This is a genomic window from Methylobacterium frigidaeris (genome assembly GCF_022179185.1).
Taxonomy (GTDB): Bacteria; Pseudomonadota; Alphaproteobacteria; order Rhizobiales; family Beijerinckiaceae; genus Methylobacterium; species Methylobacterium frigidaeris.
This window is the reverse complement of the sequence record NZ_BPQJ01000001.1, coordinates 20876-42521: the sequence shown is the minus strand read 5'-3', so window position 1 is coordinate 42521 and position 21646 is coordinate 20876. Positions and strand designations below refer to the sequence as shown.

The window sequence follows — 21646 nt, the reverse complement described above, 5'->3', positions numbered from 1 at the left end:
TTCGCGTCGGGGATGACCCGCGACGGCGGCCGGTGTTCCGGGGCTCAGCGGTAGAAGAACACGGTCCGGTACCCTTTCACCGTCACCACCTCGACGTCGATCCCGTAGACCGCGCGCATCACCTGAGGCGTCACGATCTCCTCCGGCGGGCCCATCGCCACGACCTTGCCGTCGCGCATCGCCACGATCCGGTCCGAGTAGCAGGACGCGAAGTTGATGTCGTGGAGCACCGCCACGATCGTGCGGCCGCGCTCGTCCACGGCCCGGCGCAGCAGGCCCATCATGGACGCCGCGTGGCGCATGTCGAGGTTGTTCAGGGGCTCGTCGAGGAGGATGCAGTCGGTGTCCTGGGCGAGCACCATGGCGATGTAGGCGCGCTGGCGCTGCCCGCCCGAGACCTCGTCGAGGAACCGGTCGGCCAGGGGCTCGAGGTCGAGGAAGGCGAGGGCGTCGGCGATGTGGGCGCGGTCGGCGGCGGTCAGCCGGCCCTTCGAATGCGGGTAGCGCCCGAAGGCGACGAGGTCGCGGATCGTCACGCGCGCCGTGACGCCGTGCTCCTGGCGCAGGATGCCGAGGCGCCGCGCCAGGACGTCGCCGGGGGTCGCGCTCACGTCGAGCCCGTCGACGAAGGCCCGGCCGGCGCTCATCGGCAGGAGCCGGCTGACCATCGAGAGAAAGCTCGACTTGCCGGCGCCGTTCGCCCCGATCACCGAGACGAAGGCGCGCTCCGGCAGGCTCAAGCTGACCCCGTCCACCACCACGGTGTCGCCGTAGCGGCGCGTGAGGTCCTCGGTCTCGATCATCGGGCGCGTCTCGCGAGGAGGATCAGGAGGGTGAGGCCGCCGAGGAACTCGATCACGATCGACAGGGCGGCGTTGAGCGCGAAGACCCGCTCCAGGACGAGCTGGCCGCCGACCAGCGTGATCGCCGCGATGAGCGCCGCGGCCGGCAGCACGAAGGTGTGGCGGTAGGTCGGCATCGCCCGGTAGGCCAGGTTGGCGACGAGGAGGCCGAGGAAGGTCACCGGCCCGACGAGCGCCGTCGAGATCGAGACCAGCAGCGCAACGAGGACCAGCACCCGGGTCAGTGTCCGCCGGTGATCGATGCCGAGCGCGATGGCCTCGTCCCGGCCGAGCAGCAGCACGTCGAGCTGACTCGAGAGCCGCCACGCCCCGATACCGGCTCCGACCAGGCCGAGGGCGGCGAGCGCCAGCAATTCCGGATGGACGGTGTTGAAGTTGGCGAAGAAGCTCGTCTGCAGCACGACGAACTGGCTCGGATCGAGCATCCGCTGCAGGAACTGCGACAGGCTGCGGAAGAGCACCCCGCAGATCACGCCGACGAGCAGCAGGAGATGCAGGCTGCGCTCGCCCCGCGCCAGGAGCCAGCGGTAGAGCAGGAGCGCGAACAGCACCATCGCGCCGGTCTCGGCGAGGAAGCGCAGCCGCGGATCCCCGAACCCGCCCGTCCCGATCCCGACGACGAGCCCGGTCTGGATCAGGCGGTAGAGCTCGTCGAAGCCCATGATCGCCGGCGTCAGGATGCGGTTGCCCGACACGGTCTGGAACAGCACGGTCGCGGTGGCGACGGCGCAAGCAACGAGGAGCATCGAGGCGAGCTTGGTGCCGCGGAACGGCAGTACGAAGCCCCAGCGGCCGTTGGCCCCCACCGTCATGAAGGCGATGGCCACGCCCAAGGCGGCGAGGGCGAGGAGCATCAGCACCTGGCCCGGGCTCAGCCTCGCCCGCGCGAGGGCGCTATGCATGGCGGGATTCTCGGCGCAGCAGGAGGGCGAGGAAGAGGGCGCTGCCGACGACCCCCATCATGGTGCCGACCGGGATCTCGAAAGGGTAGCGGATCACCCGCCCGAGCACGTCGCAGAGCAGCAGCAGCCCGGCACCGGAGGCCGCCACCAGGGGCAGGGACCGGCGCAGGTTGTCGCCCGCCACCATCGCGACGAGGTTCGGCACCACGAGGCCGAGGAACGGGATCGTGCCGACCGTGGCGATCGTCACGGCGGTGATCATCGCCACGATGGCGATCGCCACGGCCACGACGCGGCGGTGGTCGAGCCCGAGATTGATCGCGGCGTCGCGGCCGAGGCCCGCGATGGTGATGCGGTCGGCGATCCCGTAGGCGGCTAGGGTCAGGATGCCCGCGAGCCAGAGCAGCTCGTAGCGCCCGCGCAGGACGGTCGAGAAGTCGCCCGCCTGCCAGGTCCCGAGGAATTGCAGCATGTCGGTGCGATAGGCGATGAAGGTCGAGGCGGCCCCGACCACGCCCCCGAGCATGATCCCGACGAGCGGCACCGTCAGCCGGGCGCGCAGCGGCATGGCGCGCAGCACCCGCAGGAACAGGGCGGTGCCGGCGAGTGCCGTCGCGGTCGCAGCCAGCATTTTCACCACAACCGGCGCGTCGGGGGCGAGGAGCGTGACGAGCAGCATGCCGAGCGTCGCCGATTCGGCCGTGCCGGCGGTGGAGGGCTCGACGAAGCGGTTCTGCGCCACGAGCTGCATGATGACGCCAGCCACCGCCATGCCGGCGCCGGCGAGGACCAGCGCGAGGGTGCGGGGCACCCGGCTCGTCAGCAGGATCTCGCTGCCGGACCCGGTCAGGTCGCCGACCCCGACGAAGAGGCTGGCCGCGGCGAGGACCGCGAGCGCCAGGCCCGCGGCGGCGACGCCGGCGAGGCGGCCGGGAACGCGGGACATCCTCAGCGCGTGCCGTCGAGGGCGGCCGCGATCTGGTCGACGGTCGTCTGAAGGGCGCGCAACCCTCCGGCGGCGAGGTACCAGCTGCCGGCATCGACGGTGACGACCTGCCCCTTGCGCCAGGCGGTCGTCTGCCGCACGAGCTCGTTGTCCAGGAGCTGGCGCGCCGGCTGACCCTTCGTGGCGATCGCCGCGTCCCGGTCGAGGACGAACAGCCAGTCGGGATTGGTCTTGGCGATGAACTCGAACGAGATCGGCTGGCCGTGGATGCCGGCCCCGAGATCGGTCGCGGCCGGCCGGAAGCCGAGGGCGCTGTGGAGGAGACCGAAGCGGGAGCCCGGTCCGAAGGCGCTCAGGCGCCCCCCGGTGGCGAGGATGAACAGCGCCGTGCCGGCCTGCCCGGCCTTGGCGTGGACCGCCGCGATGCCGGCCTGGATCCGGGCGATCCGCGCTTCGGCCTCCGCCTCCTTGCCGAAGAGGCGGGCGAGCGACCGGATGTTGCGCAGCTCGCTGCCGAGCGGGTCGGCGGCGTCGCTCGACAGGTCGATGGTCGGCGCCATCTTGGACAGCGCCTCGTAGCGCGGCCCGGAGCGGCCGCCGACGACGATCAGGTCGGGCTCGGCCGCATTGATCGCCTCGTAGTCGGGCTCCCACAGCGTGCCCATCCGGCGGTAGCGGGAATCGTTGTACTGGGCGAGCGAGGGGGGCTTCGCCCCGCCCGGCACGCCGTAGACCGGGACGCCAAGGACGTCGAGCGTGTCGAGGGCGGCGAGGTCGAAGACGACGACCTTCTGAGGGGATACCGGCAGCACCGTCTCGCCCCTGGCGTGCTGCACCGCGATCCCGGCCGCCGAGACGGGGCCCGCCGAGAGCCCAGCCGCGAGAATCGCCGCGGCGGCGCCGTTCAGGACGGGGCCGCTCACGGCACGGGCACCAACAGCGATGCGGCGGGACAACCACGCGAGGAACGGCATGCACGACCCTTAAGTCAAATTGGTCGCGACATCTAAGCGTAACGCTCCGGATTGACAACGCCAGCCGGTTTCACATTGGAATTATTCGTATTTGTCCATTTGCGCCGAGGCGACGCTCGCCCGAGAACGTTGGAAGTTCTGCCGGGCGAGCCGCTCAACGCGCGGGCCGCAGGCGGGCCATGCAGTGGACGTCGACGAAGGCGCCGTCCCGGAAGCTCGCGTCGCGATGGGTCCCTTCGACCTCGAAGCCGAACTTCCGGTACAGGGCGATCGCGCCGGCATTGTCGACGAACACGGTCATCTCGATCCGGTGGATGTTCAGCCAGTTGTCCGCGGTGTCGATGATCGCCGCGAGCAACTTCGAGCCGATGCCGCGCCCCGCATGATCCTCGTGCACGCCGATCCAGAACTCGGCCGCGTGGGCGCGCCGGCCGTAGAACGGCCGCAACGCAGCGGCGCCGACCGCCCGGCCGTCGATATCCGCCACGAGATGCAGGTCCCGCGGCGAGCGTGGCGTCGCCCAGGCCTTGACCGCCTCGAACGACTCGTAGGGCAGCGCCAGCGTCCCGAAGCGGAAGGCGGGCTGGTTGTACATCTCGAAGAGGTCCGGCGCGTCCGCCTCGCGCATCGCCCGCACGGTCACGTCCAAGGTCGCATCCATGCCGGTCACGCCCATTCGAAATGCAGCGTCTCGCGGAAGGCGAACCGCTCGAGGTGGCGCACGATCACGGCGTGGAAGTCGGGCAGCGTGGCGGGATCCGCCACGGTGAGGTCGATCGTCAGGGCCTCGTCGCTGGCAGCGAGCCGTGCCTCCCCGAGGGGCAGGGCGATCCGGGCCTTCGTCGCGTCGAACTCGGTGTCGAACTTGTGCGACCAGTGCTTGGCGAGCTGCTGCAGGTAGCGGCTCGCATGGGCGGTGCCGACGACGGCGCGGGACTGGGTCATAGGAGGCATCCTTCCTCGGCGGGGTGGGGGTGTTCGAGCGGCGCCGGCTCCGGGCGCGTCGCGCGCCAGGCCCGGTAGGCCGCGCCGAGCTGGCGCTTGAGCGAGAACTCGACCGCGTCGAGTTCGTCGAGCCTCGCCATGATCGCCGCGACCTGCGTCGGGTCCGCCGACCGGGCGAGCTTCAGCACGGCGTAGTGCAGGGCGGAGAGGCCGTTCACCAGGCTCTCGATCTCGTCGCAGATCCGCTGGAACTCGGCATCCGGCCAGCGCAGGGCGCGCCAGAAGACGGCGAAGCCGTGCTCATAGGCCCATTTGCGGATGGTGATGACCGGCAATTCGCGCAACGCCTCGCCGACGGAGGCAGGGCTAAGCCCGCCGCGCCCCTCGGCATGGGCCGCCACGATGGCCCGGACCGCGTCGATCAGCGGGTTGGCGTCGGGGATGAAGCAGGCCTCGAAGAAGGCCGCGAGATCCGAGTCGGCCGGCGGCCGGGCACGGGCGGGATCGAACCGGTAGCCGCCCGCGACGCTCGGCTGGCGGATGGCGTTCAGCATCCGGTCCCGCGCGATCCGTCCCTCCCAGCGGAAATCGGGATCGCGCACCTGCCAGGTCTCGGGGTCGTCGGTGAGGCTCACCAGCAGGTAATGCGGGAAGGGGTTCTGATTGAACTTGTTCTCCCGCTCCGGCAGATGGAACATGTCCAGCATCACCATCACGCATTCCTCCGGGCGGCGCCGCGCCAGGAGGTCGAGCAGGGTCGCGACGTTCTCGTCCTTGGTCCGCGAGGGGTCGTACCAGGCGTGGAGCGGCACGCCGTAGAGCCGCTCGAACCAGTAGCGGAACGCTTCGTGGTCCTGGGCGTCCGAGTGGTAGGCGAGGCGGAAGTCGTCGGTGATCGCGAATTCGGCGTCCCAGATCAGGCAGTAGAACGGGCGGTGGTCGATCCCGCGCGCCTTCAGCCCGTCGCAGACGCAGCTGACGAAGCAGTGGATCTTCAGGTCGTAGGGCATCTCGCCGTGGACGCCCTCGGACGGCGGCGCCGGTGCGGCAGGGACCGGTGCCGCGGCCGGCTCGCGCGCGAGCAGCCCGGCGAGGTCGGCCACGGTCGAGAGATCGCTTGTCGCGATCGCCTCCTCGGGAATCGAGAGACCGAGGCTCATCTCGAGCGAGAGGATGAGCTGCAGCACCTGCACCGAGTCGAGGTAGAGATCCTCGTTGAGCCGCGCCTGCGGCCCGAACAGGTCGAGATGCGGATGGCGCATCTCCTCGCGCAGCACGGTGCCGATGGCCGCGACGGCGTCGTCCCGGGTCATGGCGAGAGTCATGCGGTGGCCTCCAGCGCGCCGCTGCGGTAGTGCTCGGCCGCCTCGCGGCGGGAAATCTTGCCGTTGGCCTGGCGCGGGATGGCGGAGACCTGCACCGTCTCGACCGGCACCTGGTGGCCGGCGAGAAAGCGGCGGCACCAATCCTGGAGCGCGCGCGGCGGCACCGGCGCCTCGGCGCTGAACAGGAGCGTCACCCGCTCGCCCGCGAAGGCGTCGGCACGCGCGAAGGCGACGGCGTCGGTGATGCCGGGCATCGCCATCACCACGTCCTCGACCTCGCCCGGATAGACGTTGAGGCCCGAGACGTTGATCGTGTCGCTCTGCCGCGCCACGAAGACCAGCATGCCGTCGGGCGCCCGGTAGCCGAGATCGCCGGTGCGCACCGCGCCGCCCTCTCCCTCGACCACGATCTCCGCCGGCGCCTCGGCGCTCGCGCCAGCCTGGACGCGGTGATGCGGCAGCGGGCGCCCGATCGCGTCGGCCCGCTGCAGGTCGGGGTTCACCGCGATGCATCCGGTCTCCGAGCAGCCGTATTGCTGGAAGAAGTGCTCCACCCGGGCCCGGATGGCGGCGAACCACGGCGCCGGCAGCAGCGTGCCCGAGGTCATCGCCGCGTGGATGCGCTCGCCCTCCGGCATCAGCCGGGCGAGCGTGTGCAGCATGGCGGGCGAGGTGTAGAGCAGCGGGCGCTCGATCTCGCGCAGGCGGCGCAGCAGGTACTTCGGGTTGCCGGTGTCGAGCACCACCGGCGCCCGGCCGCGGCGCAGGCCGACCAGGAGGCCGCAGATCAGCCCGTAGGAATGGGTGATCGGACAGGCGATGACGGGTGTCATGCCCTCCGGCTCGGTGAAGGCCGCGACGTAGCTCTCGACCTCGCGCTCGACCGCGCTCCAGGGGCGGGCGATGCATTTCGGCTCGCCGGTCGTGCCGGAGCTCATCTGGAGCAGGTGCCCCTCGCCCGGCACCGACGGGGCTGCGTCGTCCAGGCTCTCGGCCACGAGGTCGTCGAGGAAGACCCGATGGCAGCCGGCGCGGGCGGCGAGGCGCCGCGCGCCGTCATTGGGCAGGGCCGGATGGATCGGCAGCAGCGTCGCGCCGGCCCGGCGGGCGGCCAGGATGAAGGCGAGGTTCGAGGCATTGTCGCGAAAGCGCGCCGCGATCCGCTCGCCGCTGCCGCCCCGCAGGTGGGCCCGCTCGGCGAAATGCGTCTGCACCGCCTCCATCTCGTCCGCCGCGAGGGTGCGTCCGTCGATCTCGATCATGAGCCTGTCCGCAGGAGGGTGAGGGGGGAGGGGAAGAGGGCGTTGGGGACCTGCCGGCTGCAGCGCGCCTCCTCCAGGCCGAGCTTGCGGGCCAGCAGCGCCTCCACCCGCAGGCGGGGCGTCCCCACGCCCAACCGGGCGAGCCTGTCCGTCAGACCGTGTTCCGCCGCGTGCCGGCGCAGGCGCCGGCCGAGACCGGCCCAGAATCCGGCCTCGTCGAGCCCGTGCCGGCGGCCCAGCAGGTGGGTGATCTCGTTCAGGTTGAAGACGAACAGGCTGTCGGTCACCAGTTCGGCGAGGGTGGCGGCCGAGCGCATGGCGTGGAAGCGGTCGTCCGGCGGACCGGCATGGGCCGGATCGATGGCGCCGAGATCCGGCACGGGCGGAACATCGCGCAGGAAGTCCGGCGCGTATTCGGCGCTCTCGTGGAAGTCGCGCAGGATCACCCGCTCGGGCCAGCCGTCGCGGTGCACCAGGATCATGTTCTGGCCGTGCGCCTCCAGCCCGACGCCGTGCGCCACCAGGAGGTGCCAGACCGGCAGCACCGCGACCTCCACCAGGCGGTCGAGCCAGGCCGCGAGGCCGTGGCGCGCCAGCCAGGGCGCGACGAAGGTTGTGCCGTCCGGCTCGGTGGCGCAGAGCGCGTTGAACGGTACGGCGGCCTCGCCGGGCGCCAGGACCGGGCTCTCGCGCCAGATCGCCGCGAGCCGGCCGTCGTGGTCGGCGATCACGGCGGCGTCTTCGCGCAGGGTCTGCATCCGGGCGAGCAGCGGGTCGCCGGCGACAATCCGGGCGAGCCAGTCCGACAGCGCCGGCGCGGTCAGGACGAAGTGGGGATCGAGGAGCCGCAGGCTCGACGTGCTGACGACGCTCAAGGAGAGCTTCACGCTCGGGGCGAGGGGGTCGTCGCAAGGATGGAGCGTGCGCAGGGACTGGCTCGCCCGGTAGCGCGGACCGGCCGGGCCGAGCGCGACGGCATTGCCCTGCGCCAGGCGGGAGCGCAGCGGCTCGGTTTCGGCGAGGTGGCGCATCTGCCAGGGGTGCACGGGCAGCACGGCGTGCGAGGCGGGGGAATGGCCGGCCTCGCGCAGGCGCCCCACCAGCACGTCCCAATCGGCCCCGAGCATCCCGCGCCAGAACGCGTCCTCGTCGCCCGGCAGCGCGGCGGCCACCACGCTTCGCGGCAGGGCGAGCCAGTCGAGGCGGAAGGCCTGCGCGGCTTCCGGCCCGTAGCGGGCATGGTCGTCGAGGGTGAAGCCGGTGCGGGCCTTGAAGCAGGGGTGGTAGGGGTGCCCCTCCCACAGGGCGCCGTCGAGCACCGCGAAGGGCAGCGCGCGGCGCTCGGGGGCGGGCAGCGTCTCGGCGTTCCAGCGGCAGAGCGCCACCGTCTGCCGGAGTTCCGCCAGCAGGCGCGCCCGGTGCTCCGGCGCCGCCGGCAGGGCGTCGACCAGCTCGGCGAGCGGGGCGTCGCGCCAGCCGCCATCGGCTGCCATCTCGATCGGGACGGCGAGGCGGGGGCGGCCGAAGGGCCCGAGCGTGCCCGTAGCGCGGAAGCGCCGCGCACCGAGCCGCCAGTGCAGCCGGCGATCGCCTGGCGCGGCCTCGATGCTGCCTAAGCCCTCGAACAGGATCGCCTCCGCGAGCTGCCGCAGGACGCGATCCTCGATGACGCGATCGTCCGGCCGCTCGGCCACGTCAGGACGCCAGGACACGGCCGGACGCGCTCCGATGGGCCCGCCGCTGGAGCGGGTTCGGCATGTCGATATAGGTGCCGGCGCCGTCGGCCGAGGCCAGCTCGTCGCGGTCCGCCAGGCGCACGCGCAGGTTGGCCTTGGTGCAGAGCGTCGGCCCGTCGAGGACCGAGCGGGCGAAGGCCCTCCCCAAGCCGGTCATGCGCCGCGCGATCGTCTCCAGCCGGCGCGCGAGGTCGTCGAGGAGCACCTCTTCCCGGGCGATCCCGTCATGGCCCATTCGGGCCACCACGGAGAAGACCTGGTTCACCACGAGATAATAGGCGAGGCGCCGGCGGATCTCGCCGTCGTCGTAGTAGAGCGAGGCGATGGTGCCGGTCTCGGGCACCAGGCGCTGGATCCGGGGGCGGGCGGCCTCCGACAGGTAGAAGCCCTGATTGTCCCGGTAGAAGCCCCGGCGCGGCCAGCCCTCGGCGACGTCGAGGAGCGCGTTCTGCTGATGCGCCTCGAGCGCGATGCCGTGCCGCTCGTAGAGGGCGACCACCGGCTCCAGCATGCAGTCGAGGTAGAGGCTGAACCAGGTCCGGCCGTCATGGGCGAGGTCGGTGCCGCCGAGGCGGCGCAGCAGGGTTTCGAGCCGGGAAGGACGGCCGGGCGCGGGCTCGGCGGTGAGCGCCGCGACGGTCGCGATGCCGCGCTCCGCCCCGCCCCGGAACGGGTTCTCGCGAAAGACCGTCTCGAAGCCGCTCTCCCGGTGGCCGGGGCAGTCGATCGTGAGCCAGGCCGGGTCGGCGAGGATCCGGAAGGCGGGATGCTCCGCGCCGCCGCTGCGGGCGAGCAGCCGCGCGACCGCGACCCCGGCCTCCAACTCAGGCCTCCGGTTCACCCGCAGCGAGTTGGTCAGGGTGACGGGCAGCGAGAACTTCGCCATCCAGGCGCTGTCCGGCGCGTAGACGGTGCGCAGCGACGAGGTCGCGGTGAAGAGCGGGCCGAAGGCGCCGAGCGGCCTCAAGGCTCCCGCCTCCACCATCGCGGCGACGTGCGGCGTCAGCAGCAGCGCCTCGGCCTGGAGTGGATGCATCGGCAGGGCGATCTCGCCGGGCCGCAGCGGCAGGCGCGCGGCATCCGCGCCGAGGAGATCCCGGGCGATCTCCGGGGCGGAGCGGGCGGCCGCCGAGTCGTGCCGCACCCGGGACGCGTCGGCGGCGAAGACCGCGAGCCGGAATTCTCCACCCTCCTCGGGCGCGTAGGTGCGCGCCTGCCACGGCGTCAGTCCCTGGCGGCTCTTCGGCGTCGGGTGCAGCCAGTGGCCGAAGACGAGCGCCCGCTCGGCATCGATGAAGCGCGCCCCCTCGTCCGGCGGCGACGGGAGGTGGAGCTGGCGGGCCGTCTCGCGGTAGCTGTCGAGCACCCGGCCCAGCAGCTCCAGCTCCCGCTCGCGGGCTTCGCCGCCGCCCTCGTCGCAGCGCGCATAGGCCTCGCCGAGCAGGTCCTGCAACGCCCGCATCGGCGCGACGGGACGCCAGCGCGGCTCGTGCAGGTGGCGGGTCCAGAGCCGGCCGAAGCCTTGCGCGCCGCAGAGCGAGGGCGCGACGATCTCGGCCCGGATCGCGAGCCGCTGGCCGCGCAGGTTCCACTCCACGCAGGGCGCCGGCGGCCCGTCTGCCAGGGCGTGGCGCACCGGGATGCCGGGGTCGATCTCGCGCAGGTAGCCGTTGGCGAAGCTGCGGAACGCCGCCGCCTCGGCGACTCGCTGGGACGATCGGTGCGGGGACGATGGGGGCATGACGACCAAACCTCGTTCTGGCCTCCAGTGGGGGCATCGGATGCGGGCTTCGGCGAGGGCGCCCCTGCCGGGTCCGCGATCGCGCGGCGACAGGCGGGCGCGGATCGACATCCGCACGCGGATCGCATCGGGGCCTGCGTTGCGGCAAGGTCTATCGCCCGCTATTCAGGCAAGAGTCAAGACAATATGCCGATCTATCGGGCATAGAGACGTATTTTTTAACTATTATAAAAACAGATATTTTGGTATTTTGGATCATTGCAGCGGCATTATGCCATGGCTGCTGGAAGATACACCGGCGTCATCATGACTGCGGCGAATTCACGAGCGAAGGGACCGGCATCGATCATTCCGGACGGCAGCAACGGTGATGCCACCCGAGTCGAGTGCAGGCTCTTCCGTCTCCCCAACGGATCCTGGGCAAGCCGGAACTCCGTCGGGGAGAGGGGAAGGCCAGAGCCCTGTTTTGCTCCAGCCTTCTCGACCGTCAGAAATCCACCGTCGCCGAGACGATGACCGTGCGGGGCGCGCCGACCGCCAGGAAGCCCCGGGCGGCGGAGGCCCAATACGAGTTGTCGAACACGTTCTCGACGATGGCCCGCACCGTCACGGGCTTTCCGGACACGCCCTCGAAGGTGTAGCGCAGGCCGGCATCGAAGCGCGTCCAGTCCGGGACGCTCTGGGTGTTGGCCTGGTTGTAGAACTGGCTGCTGGTGTAGATGGCCCGGCCGGTCAGGGTCAGGCCGGGGGCGAGCCACGGCGGCAGGTCGACCTCGCCGTAGAGGTTGAACGCCACGTCCGGCACGCCGGGGGCGACGTTGCCGTCGAACTGGCGGCCGGCGGTGTTGACCAGCCGCCCGTCGAGGAAGGTGACGCCGCCGAGCAGCCGCACCCCGGGGACCGGTTCGCCGAACACCGACAGCTCGACGCCGCGGTTGCGCTGCAGGCCGCTGACCGAGAACCGCCGCGTGGCCGGGTCGGTGAAGGCGTTCGGCTGCTCGATCTCGAACAGAGAGGCCGTGACCGCCACAGTGCCGAAATCGTACTTGGCGCCGATCTCCTGCTGCCGGCTGACCGCGGGCGGGAACACCTCGTTGGCGTTGATCGCGGCGATCGGCGCGATCCCCGTGGGTTCGAGCGCCTCGATGTAGTTGCCGTAGAACGAGAGATTGTCGGTCGGGCGGAACACCGCCGCGATGGCCGGGCTGAACCGGCCGCGCTGGTAGTTCGAGGCCAGGTTGCCCAGGGTCGCGCCGGGGGCGGTGACGTAGCTCTGCTGGTCGATCTCCTGGAATCGACCACCGAGGGTCAGGAGGAAGCGGTCCTCGCCGAGCGACAGAGTGTCGGCGATGCCGACGCTGCGAGCGCTGAGTTCCGTGAACAGGGGCCGGTTGTTGGAGCGCGGCAGCAGCGCGGTGTTGACCGAGCCGCGCGCCAGATGGATCGGATCGTAGATGTTGGTCTGGAACACCGGCAGGGTCGGCGTGAGGAAGCCGCCGCGGTAGTTCCGGTTATTCGCCTCGACTGCCGAGACGGTGAGGTAATGGCCGAGCATGCCGGTCTGGAACTTCGTGCGCAGGCCGACCTCGCCGGTGAGCCCCTGGATCTCCTGGGGCTGGATCGAGAGGGTGTTGGTCGCCTGGCCGGTCAGGCTCGTCACCCGGTAGAACGAGGTGAGGAAGTCCTCGTTGTAGCGGCTGACGCCGCCGGCGGCGTAGATCGTCGTGTCGGGCAGGATGTCGTACTCGACCCGGCCCGCCGCCATGTTGTAGCGGGTGTCGATGTACTCGAGCGAGCTCGCGGTGTTGAGGCGGTTGTTCGGCGCCCGCGGCACCGGGATGTTCGGGGCGACCGAGTTGAACAGCGAGGTCGGCGCCGTGATGTTCTGGGTGTTGTGGACGAGGTCGAGCGAGGCGCGCAGGCGCTCGCCGCGGTAATCGAGGCCGAGTGTCGCGACGCCGACCTCGATGGCGTTCTTGTCGAGCGGCGTGTTGCCGTTGCGGTAGGAGAGGTTGGTCCGCACGCCCCATTCCTTCGACGGGCCGAAGCGGCGGCCGAGATCGGCGTGGGTCCAGACCTGCGAGTCGCTGAGATACGTGGTGGTGAGCCGCGTCAGCGGCTCGTCATAGGCGCGCTTGGGGATCAGGTTGATCGTGCCGCCGACGCGGCCGGTGCCGCCGTTGAGGAAGGCGGACGGGCCCTTGAGGATCTCGACCCGCTCGACACCCTCCGTGAACACCCGCCGCGGGTTGGCGAGGTAGAACAGGCCGTCGAAGCCGACATCGAGATTCACGACCGAGAAGCCGCGGATGAAGAACGAGTCGCGCTCGCTGAAGGGCGGCGCGTCGTTGCGCACCGACGAGTCGTTCAGCACGACGTCGGCGAGCGAGCGCGCCTGCTGGTCCTGGATCAGCTTCTCGGTGTAGCCGGTCACGTTGAACGGCGTCGTCAGGACCGAGCGGTTGCCGAGGAGCCCGATGCGGGCTCCCGTCGCGACCTGGCCGCCGGCGAAGGGCGGCGGGGGCTGTCCCACCGTCCCGGTCGGCGGCGGCAGGCCCGCGCTGGCAGGCCCGGCGGCGGGCCGGCCCTCGACGACGATCTCGTCGAGGCGCACGGTCTCCTCGGAGCGGCCCCCGAGCTGGACGTAGCGCGGGTTCACCAGGGTGATGGTGGACGGGCTCACGCTGCGGTAGGTCAGGCCTGTGCCGTCGAGGAGCCGCCCCAGGGCCTCCAGGGGCTGGAACGCGCCCTCGATGCCGGTCGTCGTCAGGGACTCCGTCATGTCGGTTCCGTAGACCAGCTTGACCCTGGCCTGCTCGGTGAAGCGGACGAGCGCCGGTTCGAGCGGCCCGTTCGGGATCGACAGCGCGACGGTGTCGCCGGCCTGCGCGGCGGCGACGGGCGCTTCCTCCTGTCCTTTCGGGAGCGCGCGCGACGCGGTCTGGGCCTGGGCCGGACCGGGCACCAGCGCCAGCGCCAGCAGCGACACCCCGGCCAGCGCCATCCCGGCCAACCGTCCACACGCAACCCTACGCTCCCGCGCCGTCATGTCCGACCACCCCGTCCGTCTGCTCGTTGGGGGGCGGCGCGTTCGCGCGCTCTCGTCCCCTCACCCGCTTGAGATCAACGAGGCCGCGATCTCCTGACGTCGGATCGCGGGTTTTCTCAGAAATTTTTTCAGGCGGGGGAGTTGACCAGGACCATGAGGGGGGTGAGCCGGGTCACGCGCAGGGACAGGCTGGCGGCGATCGCGTCGAGGGCGTCGTCGGTGTTGCGCGGGTCGAAGGCGCCGGTGACGCGCCGCTCGCCGGCCCGCCGGTCGAGCAGGATGATGCGCCCGCGGCGATACCGCGCGAGCTCGGCCAGTACGTCGGACAGGCGCTCGCCCGAGACGATCAGGCGGCCGTCGCGCCAGGACATCGCACGGGCGACATCCGCCTTGACGACAGCGGGGGCGGCCCCGTCGCTGACCACCTCGCCGGCCGATACCTCGAGGTGCCGGCCCGCGGTCGTGACGTCGACGCGGCCCTCGACGACGCCGACCGGCGCTCCGGCGCCGTCGGTGCGGACGTAGAACACCGTGCCCACCGCCCGGACGCTGAGCCCGCCGCCCTCGACGATGAACGGCCGGCCGGAATCGCGGGCGACGTCGAACACCGCCTCGCCGCGCAGGAGCGCCACCCGACGCTCCGTGCCGGAGAAGTGCAGAGCGAGCGCGGTATCAGTATTCAAGTCGACGCGGCTGCCGTCGGGGAGGGTCGCGTGGGCGATGTCGCCGACCCCGCTCCACAGGTCGGAGCGCAGCCAGTCGGCGAGGCCAGCCTGGTAGGCCAGGGCCGCACCCAGCACGACGACCGCGGCGAGGCAGGCCGGCCCCTTCGGGCTTCGCCGCTTGCGGGCGTCGGGCGCGCGGTCCGGCAGATGCCCGAGCTGGCGCCACAGGGCGTCCATCTCCAGGTAGGCGTCCTCGTGGGCCGGATCGGCCGCGAGCCAGGCATCGAACGCGGCGCGGTCGGCCTCGGTCGCGTCGGAGGAGGAGAGGCGCACGACCCAGCCGGCCGCCGCCTCGTCGATCGGATCCTCGTCCGGACTCCCGTCGCCCCGGTCCTGCGCGTCGGTCCCGTCGTCGATGGCCAAGGCCCGGCTCCCTCACGGGTCCCACCAAGCCCGGACGATCCCGGGATGCAAGCCCTACGCTCTATGATCGACGAGGTGTCGGATTCCTGACGTCCGTGCGTCAGAAAAGATCGCCGCAGCGGCGGCGGCATTGCAGGAGAGCCTTGATCAGGTGCTTCTCGACCATGTTCCGGCTGATGCCGAGCCGCGCCGCCACCTCGCCGTTCGGCAGACCTTCGATACGCGCGAGCAGGAAAACCTCCCGGCACCGCGGCGGCAACTCGTCGACGGCGGCGGCGAGCCGCCGGAGGTCCTGGCGGGCCATCGCTTGCTGCTCCGGCAGGGCGTAGCCGTCGGCGAGGCCGGCCCAATCCTCGTCGCTGACGGGCTGGAAGATTCTGCCTTCCAGCCGCTGCCGGTTGCGCATCCGGCGGGCCACGTTGCTGGCGATCTGGAACAGAAACGCGGAGGGCTGCTCGATCTTCGTCCGCGCGAGCGCCGCGAGCATCAGGAGATAGGTCTCCTGATGCGCGTCCGCCGCGTCCGTCGGGTTGCCGAGCCGGCGCGTCAGGAAGCGCCGCAGCCTCGCACCGTCGCCCCGATGCAGTGCATCGATCGAGACTGCCTGCATGCCCAACTCCGAACTTGTCTAAACTATCCCTTGATCAATCAATCATTTTGAATACGATCGCACAAGCGCCTGTCGTAGCGTGAGTTTTTCATCTTATTACGTCCAGTTCTAAACTGGACAGGGTGCCGTGGCGCAAGCCGTTGTGTTTCTGCTAGAAATAATCGGTGACCAAGGTCGCTCCGTCGGGTGGACCGACGCCCGAAGGGGCGTAAAAATCTCGTGATGATGCAGGATTACAACGATCGGCGGACCAGCCTCGCCCGGGCCATGGTCGGGAACACGCTGCGCCGCCGGTGCCTTGTCCCTCGGGGAGGGACGATCTCATGCGGGATTACGGCGCCGCCTTCGGCATCGGCTTCGTCGCGGGTCTGCGCAGCATGACGGCCTGCGCCGCACTGACCTTCGCGGCGGCGGAGCAACGGACGCGTGGGACGGTCATCCCGTCCGGCCCGGGCGCCCGGGGCCTCGCGACCGCTGCCGCCCTGGCCGAGATGGCCGGCGACAAGATGCCGTTCGCGCCCGACCGGCGCACCCCCCCGTCCTTCGCCGCGCGGCTCGTCATCGGCGCCGTCGGCGGCTGGGTCCTCGCCGGGCCGCGCGCCTCACCGGAGGCCGGCGCCCTGGCGGGCGTCGCCGGCGCCGTCGCGGGCACCCTCCTCGGCCGCGCGGCGCGCGGGCCGGATTCCCGCACCCTGCCCGGTCGTGCCACGGGCTTCGCCGAGGACGCGGCTGCCGTCACGCTCGCGGTGGCCGTGGTCGCGTCGGCCGAGCGCCGGAGACGAGACTGAGAGCCCCTAACATAACCCGCTATCGTTCCCGCTAAGTGCTTGAGATCGCAGGGATGAAGACGGTTTAGATAGGTGCTCTGAGGCGCCGGCTTGGGGCAAAGCTCGATCGATCGATTCGGCCGGAACGACGCGGGAGGTCGGAAGGCAGCCGGAGCAAGGACGGTGAGCTTTCAGCTCTTCTGCCGTGCGCCCGCCCCAGCGAGGCCAGGGATGCGATCCACCCCGACCTCCCTGACCGCCGCGATCCGCAACGGCTCCTTGCGGCCGCGCACCGGACGCAGACCGAGATCCACCGCCCGGAGGTCGGCGGGCAGGGGCCCCAGGCGGTCGAGGAGGTCGCCCGAGACGATGACCGGAACGTCGAGTTCCTTGGCAAGCCCCTCGAGCCGGCTCGTGGTATTCAGCGCATCCCCGAAATACGCGATCTTGCGCCGCTCCAGGCCGATCTCGGCCGTCACCACGGGGCCGCAATGGAGCGCGGCGCGGAAGGCCGGCACCGCGCCGAACCGGGCGGTCCAGCTTTCCGACCCGGCCTCGATGCTGCGGACGAAATCGAACACGCAGCGCAGGCAGGCCGCATCCCGCGTGCCCCGCTCCATCGACCAGCTCACCAGGGCCATGTCGCCGACGTAATCGTCGATGGAGCCGCGGGCGCGGTGCACCGGCAGAGCGAGCGCCGCGAAGATCGCCCCGAGCCAGCTCTGGGCCGCGAGGTCGCCGTGCTCCTCGGCGAAGCGCGTCGAGCCCGCCACGTCGAGGAACAGGAAGATGCGCTCCTCGGTGATCGGGCGATGGTAGCGGCCGACCAGGAGGCTCGCGAACACCCGCGGCCCCATCAGCTCGCGGACGCGGAAGACGAAGGTCGCGAGCGCCGAGATCCCGAGCGCGTAGGCGAAGCCCGTCTCCGTCATCATCATCGCGCTCCGGGCATCGGCCATCACGCCGAAGCCACGGTGGAGGATCGTGCCGGCGACGGCGTTGCCGAGGACGATCATCGCGATGTAGGTCGCCAGCGTCGCGACCGCGAAGACCGGGGTCGCGGCCCGGCGTGTCAGTTCGCGCCAGCGCCGGGCGAGGAGCCCGCGCTCGTAGAGCATCAGGGGCGCGCCGATGAAGATGCCCCGGATCGCAGTCACGAGCGGCTCGCCGCCGAAGATGGAGCCGTAGAGCAGGCCCGCCAGCGCGCCGACGGTCGGCGCCACGATCCAGAAGCGGGCTCGGAACGGAAGCATGGCCCTTCCATAGCCCAGCCGGACGGCCGGCGCATGTCCGGCCGCCGGTGCTTCAACGAGCGTAGCGCGTGAAGACGAAATCATGGTTCCTCACCCGCGCCTCGTGGCAGGCAAAGCAGGTCTGGTGCTGCGCCTCGTCCACCGGCGCGCCGTCGATGAAGCGGCCGAAGCCCCAGCCGCCGCTCTCGGGGTAGCGCCGCGAATCCTTGACCATGACCTGCACGGTGGTGGCCCGGCCCGGCACGGTTGCCGGCTCGAACGCGGGGGAGCGGGTCCGCTTCCAGGCGAGCTTCACCAGGACCGCGCCGTCCGGAAACGGCAGCGTGCCGTCGCGGTAGGCCTTCACCGCGAGGTCGTTGCCGAGGACGGCGCGCAGCTCGTCGAGCGGCGCGTCCTCGAGCGCCGGGGCGATCAGGCGCCAGTCGCGGTATCCGTCCGGCAGGGTGACACCGTAGATCGGCGAGGCGGGCGTCGTCGCCACGGGGGCCGCCGCGACGAGCAGGGCGGACAGGGCGGCGCCGGCGAGCGGCAGGGCGATGCTCCGGCGCGGGCGGGGATCAGACGGCATCGACGTCCACCACGGCCTGCGCGAAGGCCTGCGGGGCCTCCTGGGGAAGGTTGTGGCCGATGCCGCCGGTGAGCGTGCGGTGCGCGTAAGGGCCCGTGAACTTCCTGGCATAGGCGGAGGGCTCGGGGTGCGGCGCCCCGTTCGCGTCGCCCTCCAGCGTGATCGTCGGCACGGCGATGGTCGGGAAGGTGGCGAGCTTGCGCTCGGTCGCGTCGAAGCGCGCCTCGCCCTCGGCGAGGCCGAGCCGCCAGCGGTAATTGTGGATCGAGACCGCGACGTGGTCCGGATTCTCGAAGGCCTTGGCCGAGCGGGCGAAGGTGGCGTCGTCGAACCGCCATCGCGGCGAGGCCAGCTCCCAGATCAGCCGGGCAAAGTCGCGCGTGTAGCGGGCATAGCCCTCGCGGCCGCGCTCGGTGGCGAAGTAGAACTGGTACCACCACTGCAATTCGGCCTTCGGCGGCAGCGGCGTCGCGTTCGCCTCCCGGCTGCCGATCAGGTAGCCGCTCACCGAGACCAGTCCCTTGCAGCGCTCCGGGGAGAGCGCCGCGAGGATGCAGGCCGTGCGCGCGCCCCAATCGTAGCCGGCGACCAGCGCCCGCTCGATTCCGAGCGCGTCGAGGAAGGCGAGGGCATCGGCCGCCAAAGCCGCCTGCTGGCCGTTGCGCGGCGTCGTCTCCGAGCGGAACCGGGTCTCGCCGTAGCCGCGCAGGAAGGGGATCAGGACGCGGTAGCCGGACGCCGCGAGGATCGGCGCGACCTCGGCGTAGCTGTGGATGTCGTAAGGCCAGCCGTGGAGCAGCAGGACCGGCTTGCCGTCGCGCGGGCCGGCCTCCACGAAGGCGACGCTGAGGTCCCCCGCCTCGACCCGCTTCAGCGGGCCGAAGCCCGCCGGCTGGGCCCGGGCCGGCACGATTCCCGCGAAAGGCGCGGCGGCCAGCAGGGCGCCGGCGCCCTTGATCCAGTCCCGGCGCGTCGCATCGATCTCGTCAGGCAGAATCGGTTCAGGCTTCATCGGTTCAGGCATGGGCGTCGTCCTTCATGGGGGCCGATGCGGCGAGTACCGTTGCCGAGTATCACCCATGTGCCGGGCGAAGCCGAGATTGTAAGCGTCTGTAGGCCGATGTTGCGGATGTTACGGACGGAGACGAAGGGGCGGCATCAGGCGAGCGTGACGGCGGCCTCGAGCCCGCCGCCTTCGCGATTGCGCAGGGCGAGCCGGCCGCCGATCGCGGCGGCGAGCTGGTCGGCGATGGCGAGGCCGAGGCCGGTGCCGCCGGTGTCGCGGCTGCGGGATGCCTCAAGGCGCACGAATGGCAGCAGCACGGCGTCGAGCTGGTCCGCCGGGATGCCGGGGCCGCGATCCAGGACCGCGACGGTGATCCCGGCCCCGGCGGCCCGGACCTCGATCTCGGCCCGGCCAGCATAGCGCAACGCGTTGTCGATCAGGTTCGTGAGGATGCGCCGCAGGGCGCGCGGACGGGTCGTGAGCGTCGCGTCCGGCAGGGCGGTGATGGTCACGTCCCGCCCGGTATCCTGGTAGTCGAAGACGAGGCTCTCGATGAAGGCGCGCAGGTCGAGGCGGATCGCCGGCTCGATGGCGCCGTGCACGCTGCGGGCATAGGCGATGCCCTCGCGCACCAGCGCCTCGATCGCGTCGAGATCCATGAGCAGCCTTTCCTGCTCCGGTCCCTCGATCCCGGTCTCGACCCGCAGCCGCATCCGGGTGATCGGCGTCTGGAGGTCGTGCGAGATCGCCGCGAGGATGCGCACGCGCTCGTCGAGGTGCCGGGCGATGCGCGCCTGCATCGCGTTGAAGGCTTTGGCCGCGCGCACGACCTCGTCCGGCCCGCTCTCCGCGAAGCGGTCCGCCGGCCGACCGGGCTCCAGCCGGTCCGCGGCCTCGGCGAACCGGGTCAGCGGCCGCAGGGCCAAGCGCACGGCAAGCCCGATGCAGGTCATCAGCACCAGGAGCTGCACCGCCAGCGCCAGCGGCAGCCAGGCGGCGACCGGACGCGCCGTCGGCCGCACGTCGATGGTCAGGCCTGCCCCGTCGTCCAGGACGACGTGAGCCTGCAACCGCTCGGTCGGCCCCGGGATGGCGTCGAATCGCACGGGGAAGCGCGGTGCGAGGGCCGTGCGGATCTCGCCGGCGATCATCTCGGCCCGGGGCGAGAGCGCCGGCGCCCCCGGAGCGCCGGCGCCGAGGGCGAAGCGGTAGGTCGGCCGGTCGAGGAGCGGCAGCCAGGCGGCCCGCTCCTGCGCCGGCAGCCGGTCGAGCAGGGCGACCGCGACCGCGACGTCGCGCTGGAGCGTCGTCAGCATGACCGCCCGCGCCGACTGGTCCCGTTCCAGCACCATGACGAGGGCGGCGAGCGTCTGCGTCCCGAGGAGCCCCACGGCCAGGATCAGGAAGATCCGGCCCCCCAGCCCCCCTGGCCGCAACGCCCTCATTCCCCGCGCGCCTGCGCGGCGGTGATCGGCCATTCGTCGCGCGCCTGCGCGATGGTGATCGGCATGGCGAAGACGTAGCCCTCGCTGCGCACCGTCTTGATGTAGGCGGGCTCGCGGGCATCGTCCCTCAGGCGCTGGCGCAGGCGGCTGACCAGGAGGTCGATGGAGCGGTCGAACAGCTCGGCCTCGCGGCCTTGCGTCAGGTTCAGGAGCTGGTCGCGCGAGAGGACCCGCCGGGGATGGTCGAGCAGGACGCGCAGCAGCCGGTACTCCGCGCCGCTGAGGGGCACGACCGTCCCGCTCCCGTCGATCAGCTGGCGGGTCGTGGTGTCGAGCTGCCAGGTGCCGAAGGCGAGGAGGCGGGCGGCTTCCGTCACCTGCAGGTTGGGCGGCAGCATCCGGGTGCGGCGGAGCACGGCCTTGATCCGGGCCAGCAGCTCGCGCGCCGCGAACGGCTTCACCAGGTAGTCGTCGGCGCCCATCTCCAGCCCGACGATCCGGTCGGTCTCGTCGCTGCGCGCCGTCAGCATCAGCACCGGAACCGTCTTGTGCTTGCCGGCCCGCAGGTCCCGGCACAGGACGAGGCCGTCGTCCCCCGGCATCATGACGTCGAGGACCACGAGGTCGACCCGGTCGGTCTCCAGGAAGGCGCGCATCTGGCGCCCGTCCGCGGCGACGCTCACCCGCAGGCCGTTCCTGCCGAGATAGCTCGACAGGAGGTCGCGGATCTCGCGGTCGTCGTCGACGATCAGCACGTGATCGCTGTGATCCACGGGCGTCTCCTCAGGCTGGGCGCTCCCCGAATATCGCCCCGCCGGCCGCTCGGCGAGGCGAAGATCGTATCGCGGTGTCGCTGTCGCCCGCGCGCACCGCCAGGATGGGGTGGAAAGGTGCCCGTCCTGCCCCTATATGGGCGTCATGGCAGACAACACTTCCACTCCCTACACCATCGAAATCTCCCCCATCACGAAGCCCGCCGGGCAGTTCCAGTGGGCCATCCGCCGGAACGGCAAGCTGGTCGAGCGCTCCGATCGCCCGCATCCGACGGAAGCCAAGGCCGAGGCCAGCGCGCTCGCCGCCGTGGAGCGCAGCATGCACTCCGCGGGCAGCGGTCGCTGGTAGGCGCCATCGCTGCCGCACAATCTCCCGTGATGATCGAAACGGGC

General features: G+C 71.4%; 20 protein-coding genes. 2 read left to right on the top strand and 18 right to left on the bottom strand.

The window, feature by feature from the left end:
• Positions 1-44: 44 nt before the first annotated feature.
• From MFF64_RS00200 to MFF64_RS00140, 13 genes are all read right to left on the bottom strand, one after another.
• On the bottom strand, positions 45-803 hold the full coding sequence (locus MFF64_RS00200; protein ID WP_238189070.1) for an iron ABC transporter ATP-binding protein: 759 nt from the start codon (positions 801-803) through the stop codon (positions 45-47).
• A complete protein-coding gene (locus MFF64_RS00195) occupies positions 800-1765 on the bottom strand; it encodes an iron chelate uptake ABC transporter family permease subunit (protein WP_099901195.1) in 966 nt (321 codons plus the stop codon). The genes MFF64_RS00200 and MFF64_RS00195 overlap by 4 nt, the downstream gene beginning before the upstream one ends.
• A complete protein-coding gene (locus MFF64_RS00190; RefSeq protein ID WP_238189062.1) occupies positions 1758-2711 on the bottom strand; it encodes an ABC transporter permease in 954 nt (317 codons plus the stop codon). The genes MFF64_RS00195 and MFF64_RS00190 overlap by 8 nt, the downstream gene beginning before the upstream one ends.
• 2 nt (positions 2712-2713) lie before the next feature.
• Positions 2714-3634 (bottom strand): siderophore ABC transporter substrate-binding protein, encoded by a 921-nt coding sequence (locus MFF64_RS00185; protein ID WP_238189059.1) that lies wholly within the window; start codon positions 3632-3634, stop codon positions 2714-2716.
• Between the two features lie 205 nt (positions 3635-3839).
• Complete coding sequence (locus MFF64_RS00180) at positions 3840-4346, bottom strand: GNAT family N-acetyltransferase (RefSeq protein ID WP_238189057.1); 507 nt, start codon at positions 4344-4346, stop codon at positions 3840-3842.
• A gap of 5 nt (positions 4347-4351) precedes the next feature.
• Complete coding sequence (locus MFF64_RS00175) at positions 4352-4630, bottom strand: DUF2218 domain-containing protein (RefSeq protein WP_238189055.1); 279 nt, start codon at positions 4628-4630, stop codon at positions 4352-4354.
• Positions 4627-5955 carry a DUF6005 family protein gene (locus MFF64_RS00170; protein ID WP_438823052.1) on the bottom strand — a complete coding sequence of 443 codons (1329 nt, stop codon included), beginning with the start codon at positions 5953-5955 and terminating at the stop codon, positions 4627-4629. Before MFF64_RS00170 ends, MFF64_RS00175 begins: the two co-directional genes overlap by 4 nt.
• Positions 5952-7217 carry an AMP-binding protein gene (locus MFF64_RS00165; protein WP_099900840.1) on the bottom strand — a complete coding sequence of 422 codons (1266 nt, stop codon included), beginning with the start codon at positions 7215-7217 and terminating at the stop codon, positions 5952-5954. The genes MFF64_RS00170 and MFF64_RS00165 overlap by 4 nt, the downstream gene beginning before the upstream one ends.
• Positions 7214-8929 carry an IucA/IucC family protein gene (locus MFF64_RS00160; protein WP_238189053.1) on the bottom strand — a complete coding sequence of 572 codons (1716 nt, stop codon included), beginning with the start codon at positions 8927-8929 and terminating at the stop codon, positions 7214-7216. Before MFF64_RS00160 ends, MFF64_RS00165 begins: the two co-directional genes overlap by 4 nt.
• Positions 8913-10694 carry an IucA/IucC family protein gene (locus MFF64_RS00155; RefSeq protein WP_238189051.1) on the bottom strand — a complete coding sequence of 594 codons (1782 nt, stop codon included), beginning with the start codon at positions 10692-10694 and terminating at the stop codon, positions 8913-8915. Before MFF64_RS00155 ends, MFF64_RS00160 begins: the two co-directional genes overlap by 17 nt.
• Before the next feature lie 487 nt (positions 10695-11181).
• A complete protein-coding gene (locus tag MFF64_RS00150; protein WP_238189049.1) occupies positions 11182-13707 on the bottom strand; it encodes a TonB-dependent receptor in 2526 nt (841 codons plus the stop codon).
• A gap of 164 nt (positions 13708-13871) precedes the next feature.
• Positions 13872-14831 carry a FecR family protein gene (locus MFF64_RS00145; protein ID WP_238189047.1) on the bottom strand — a complete coding sequence of 320 codons (960 nt, stop codon included), beginning with the start codon at positions 14829-14831 and terminating at the stop codon, positions 13872-13874.
• 100 nt (positions 14832-14931) lie between these two features.
• The gene (locus tag MFF64_RS00140; RefSeq protein ID WP_238189044.1) at positions 14932-15441 is read right to left on the bottom strand and encodes an RNA polymerase sigma factor; all 510 of its coding nucleotides are present in this window, start codon (positions 15439-15441) and stop codon (positions 14932-14934) included.
• 323 nt (positions 15442-15764) lie between these two features.
• On the opposite strand from MFF64_RS00140, the gene MFF64_RS00135 reads away from it, so the two are divergent.
• Positions 15765-16229, top strand: a complete 465-nt coding sequence (locus tag MFF64_RS00135; RefSeq protein ID WP_238189042.1) for a hypothetical protein — start codon at positions 15765-15767, stop codon at positions 16227-16229.
• 170 nt (positions 16230-16399) lie between these two features.
• Here the strand turns inward: MFF64_RS00135 and MFF64_RS00130 are convergent, their stop codons facing one another.
• From MFF64_RS00130 to MFF64_RS00110, 5 genes are all read right to left on the bottom strand, one after another.
• Positions 16400-17461, bottom strand: coding sequence for an adenylate/guanylate cyclase domain-containing protein (locus MFF64_RS00130; protein ID WP_238189040.1), 1062 nt, complete (start codon positions 17459-17461; stop codon positions 16400-16402).
• Positions 17462-17513: 52 nt separating this feature from the next.
• On the bottom strand, positions 17514-18029 hold the full coding sequence (locus MFF64_RS00125; protein WP_238189038.1) for a cytochrome P460 family protein: 516 nt from the start codon (positions 18027-18029) through the stop codon (positions 17514-17516).
• Positions 18019-19023 (bottom strand): alpha/beta fold hydrolase, encoded by a 1005-nt coding sequence (locus tag MFF64_RS00120; protein ID WP_238189289.1) that lies wholly within the window; start codon positions 19021-19023, stop codon positions 18019-18021. The genes MFF64_RS00125 and MFF64_RS00120 overlap by 11 nt, the downstream gene beginning before the upstream one ends.
• Positions 19024-19187: 164 nt before the next feature.
• Complete coding sequence (locus MFF64_RS00115; RefSeq protein WP_238189036.1) at positions 19188-20480, bottom strand: HAMP domain-containing sensor histidine kinase; 1293 nt, start codon at positions 20478-20480, stop codon at positions 19188-19190.
• Positions 20477-21253 carry a response regulator gene (locus MFF64_RS00110; protein WP_099904243.1) on the bottom strand — a complete coding sequence of 259 codons (777 nt, stop codon included), beginning with the start codon at positions 21251-21253 and terminating at the stop codon, positions 20477-20479. The genes MFF64_RS00115 and MFF64_RS00110 overlap by 4 nt, the downstream gene beginning before the upstream one ends.
• 145 nt (positions 21254-21398) lie before the next feature.
• Here MFF64_RS00110 and MFF64_RS00105 point away from each other — a divergent pair, with 145 nt between their 5' ends.
• On the top strand, positions 21399-21602 hold the full coding sequence (locus tag MFF64_RS00105) for a hypothetical protein (protein WP_099904247.1): 204 nt from the start codon (positions 21399-21401) through the stop codon (positions 21600-21602).
• The last annotated feature ends 44 nt before the right edge of the window (positions 21603-21646 follow it).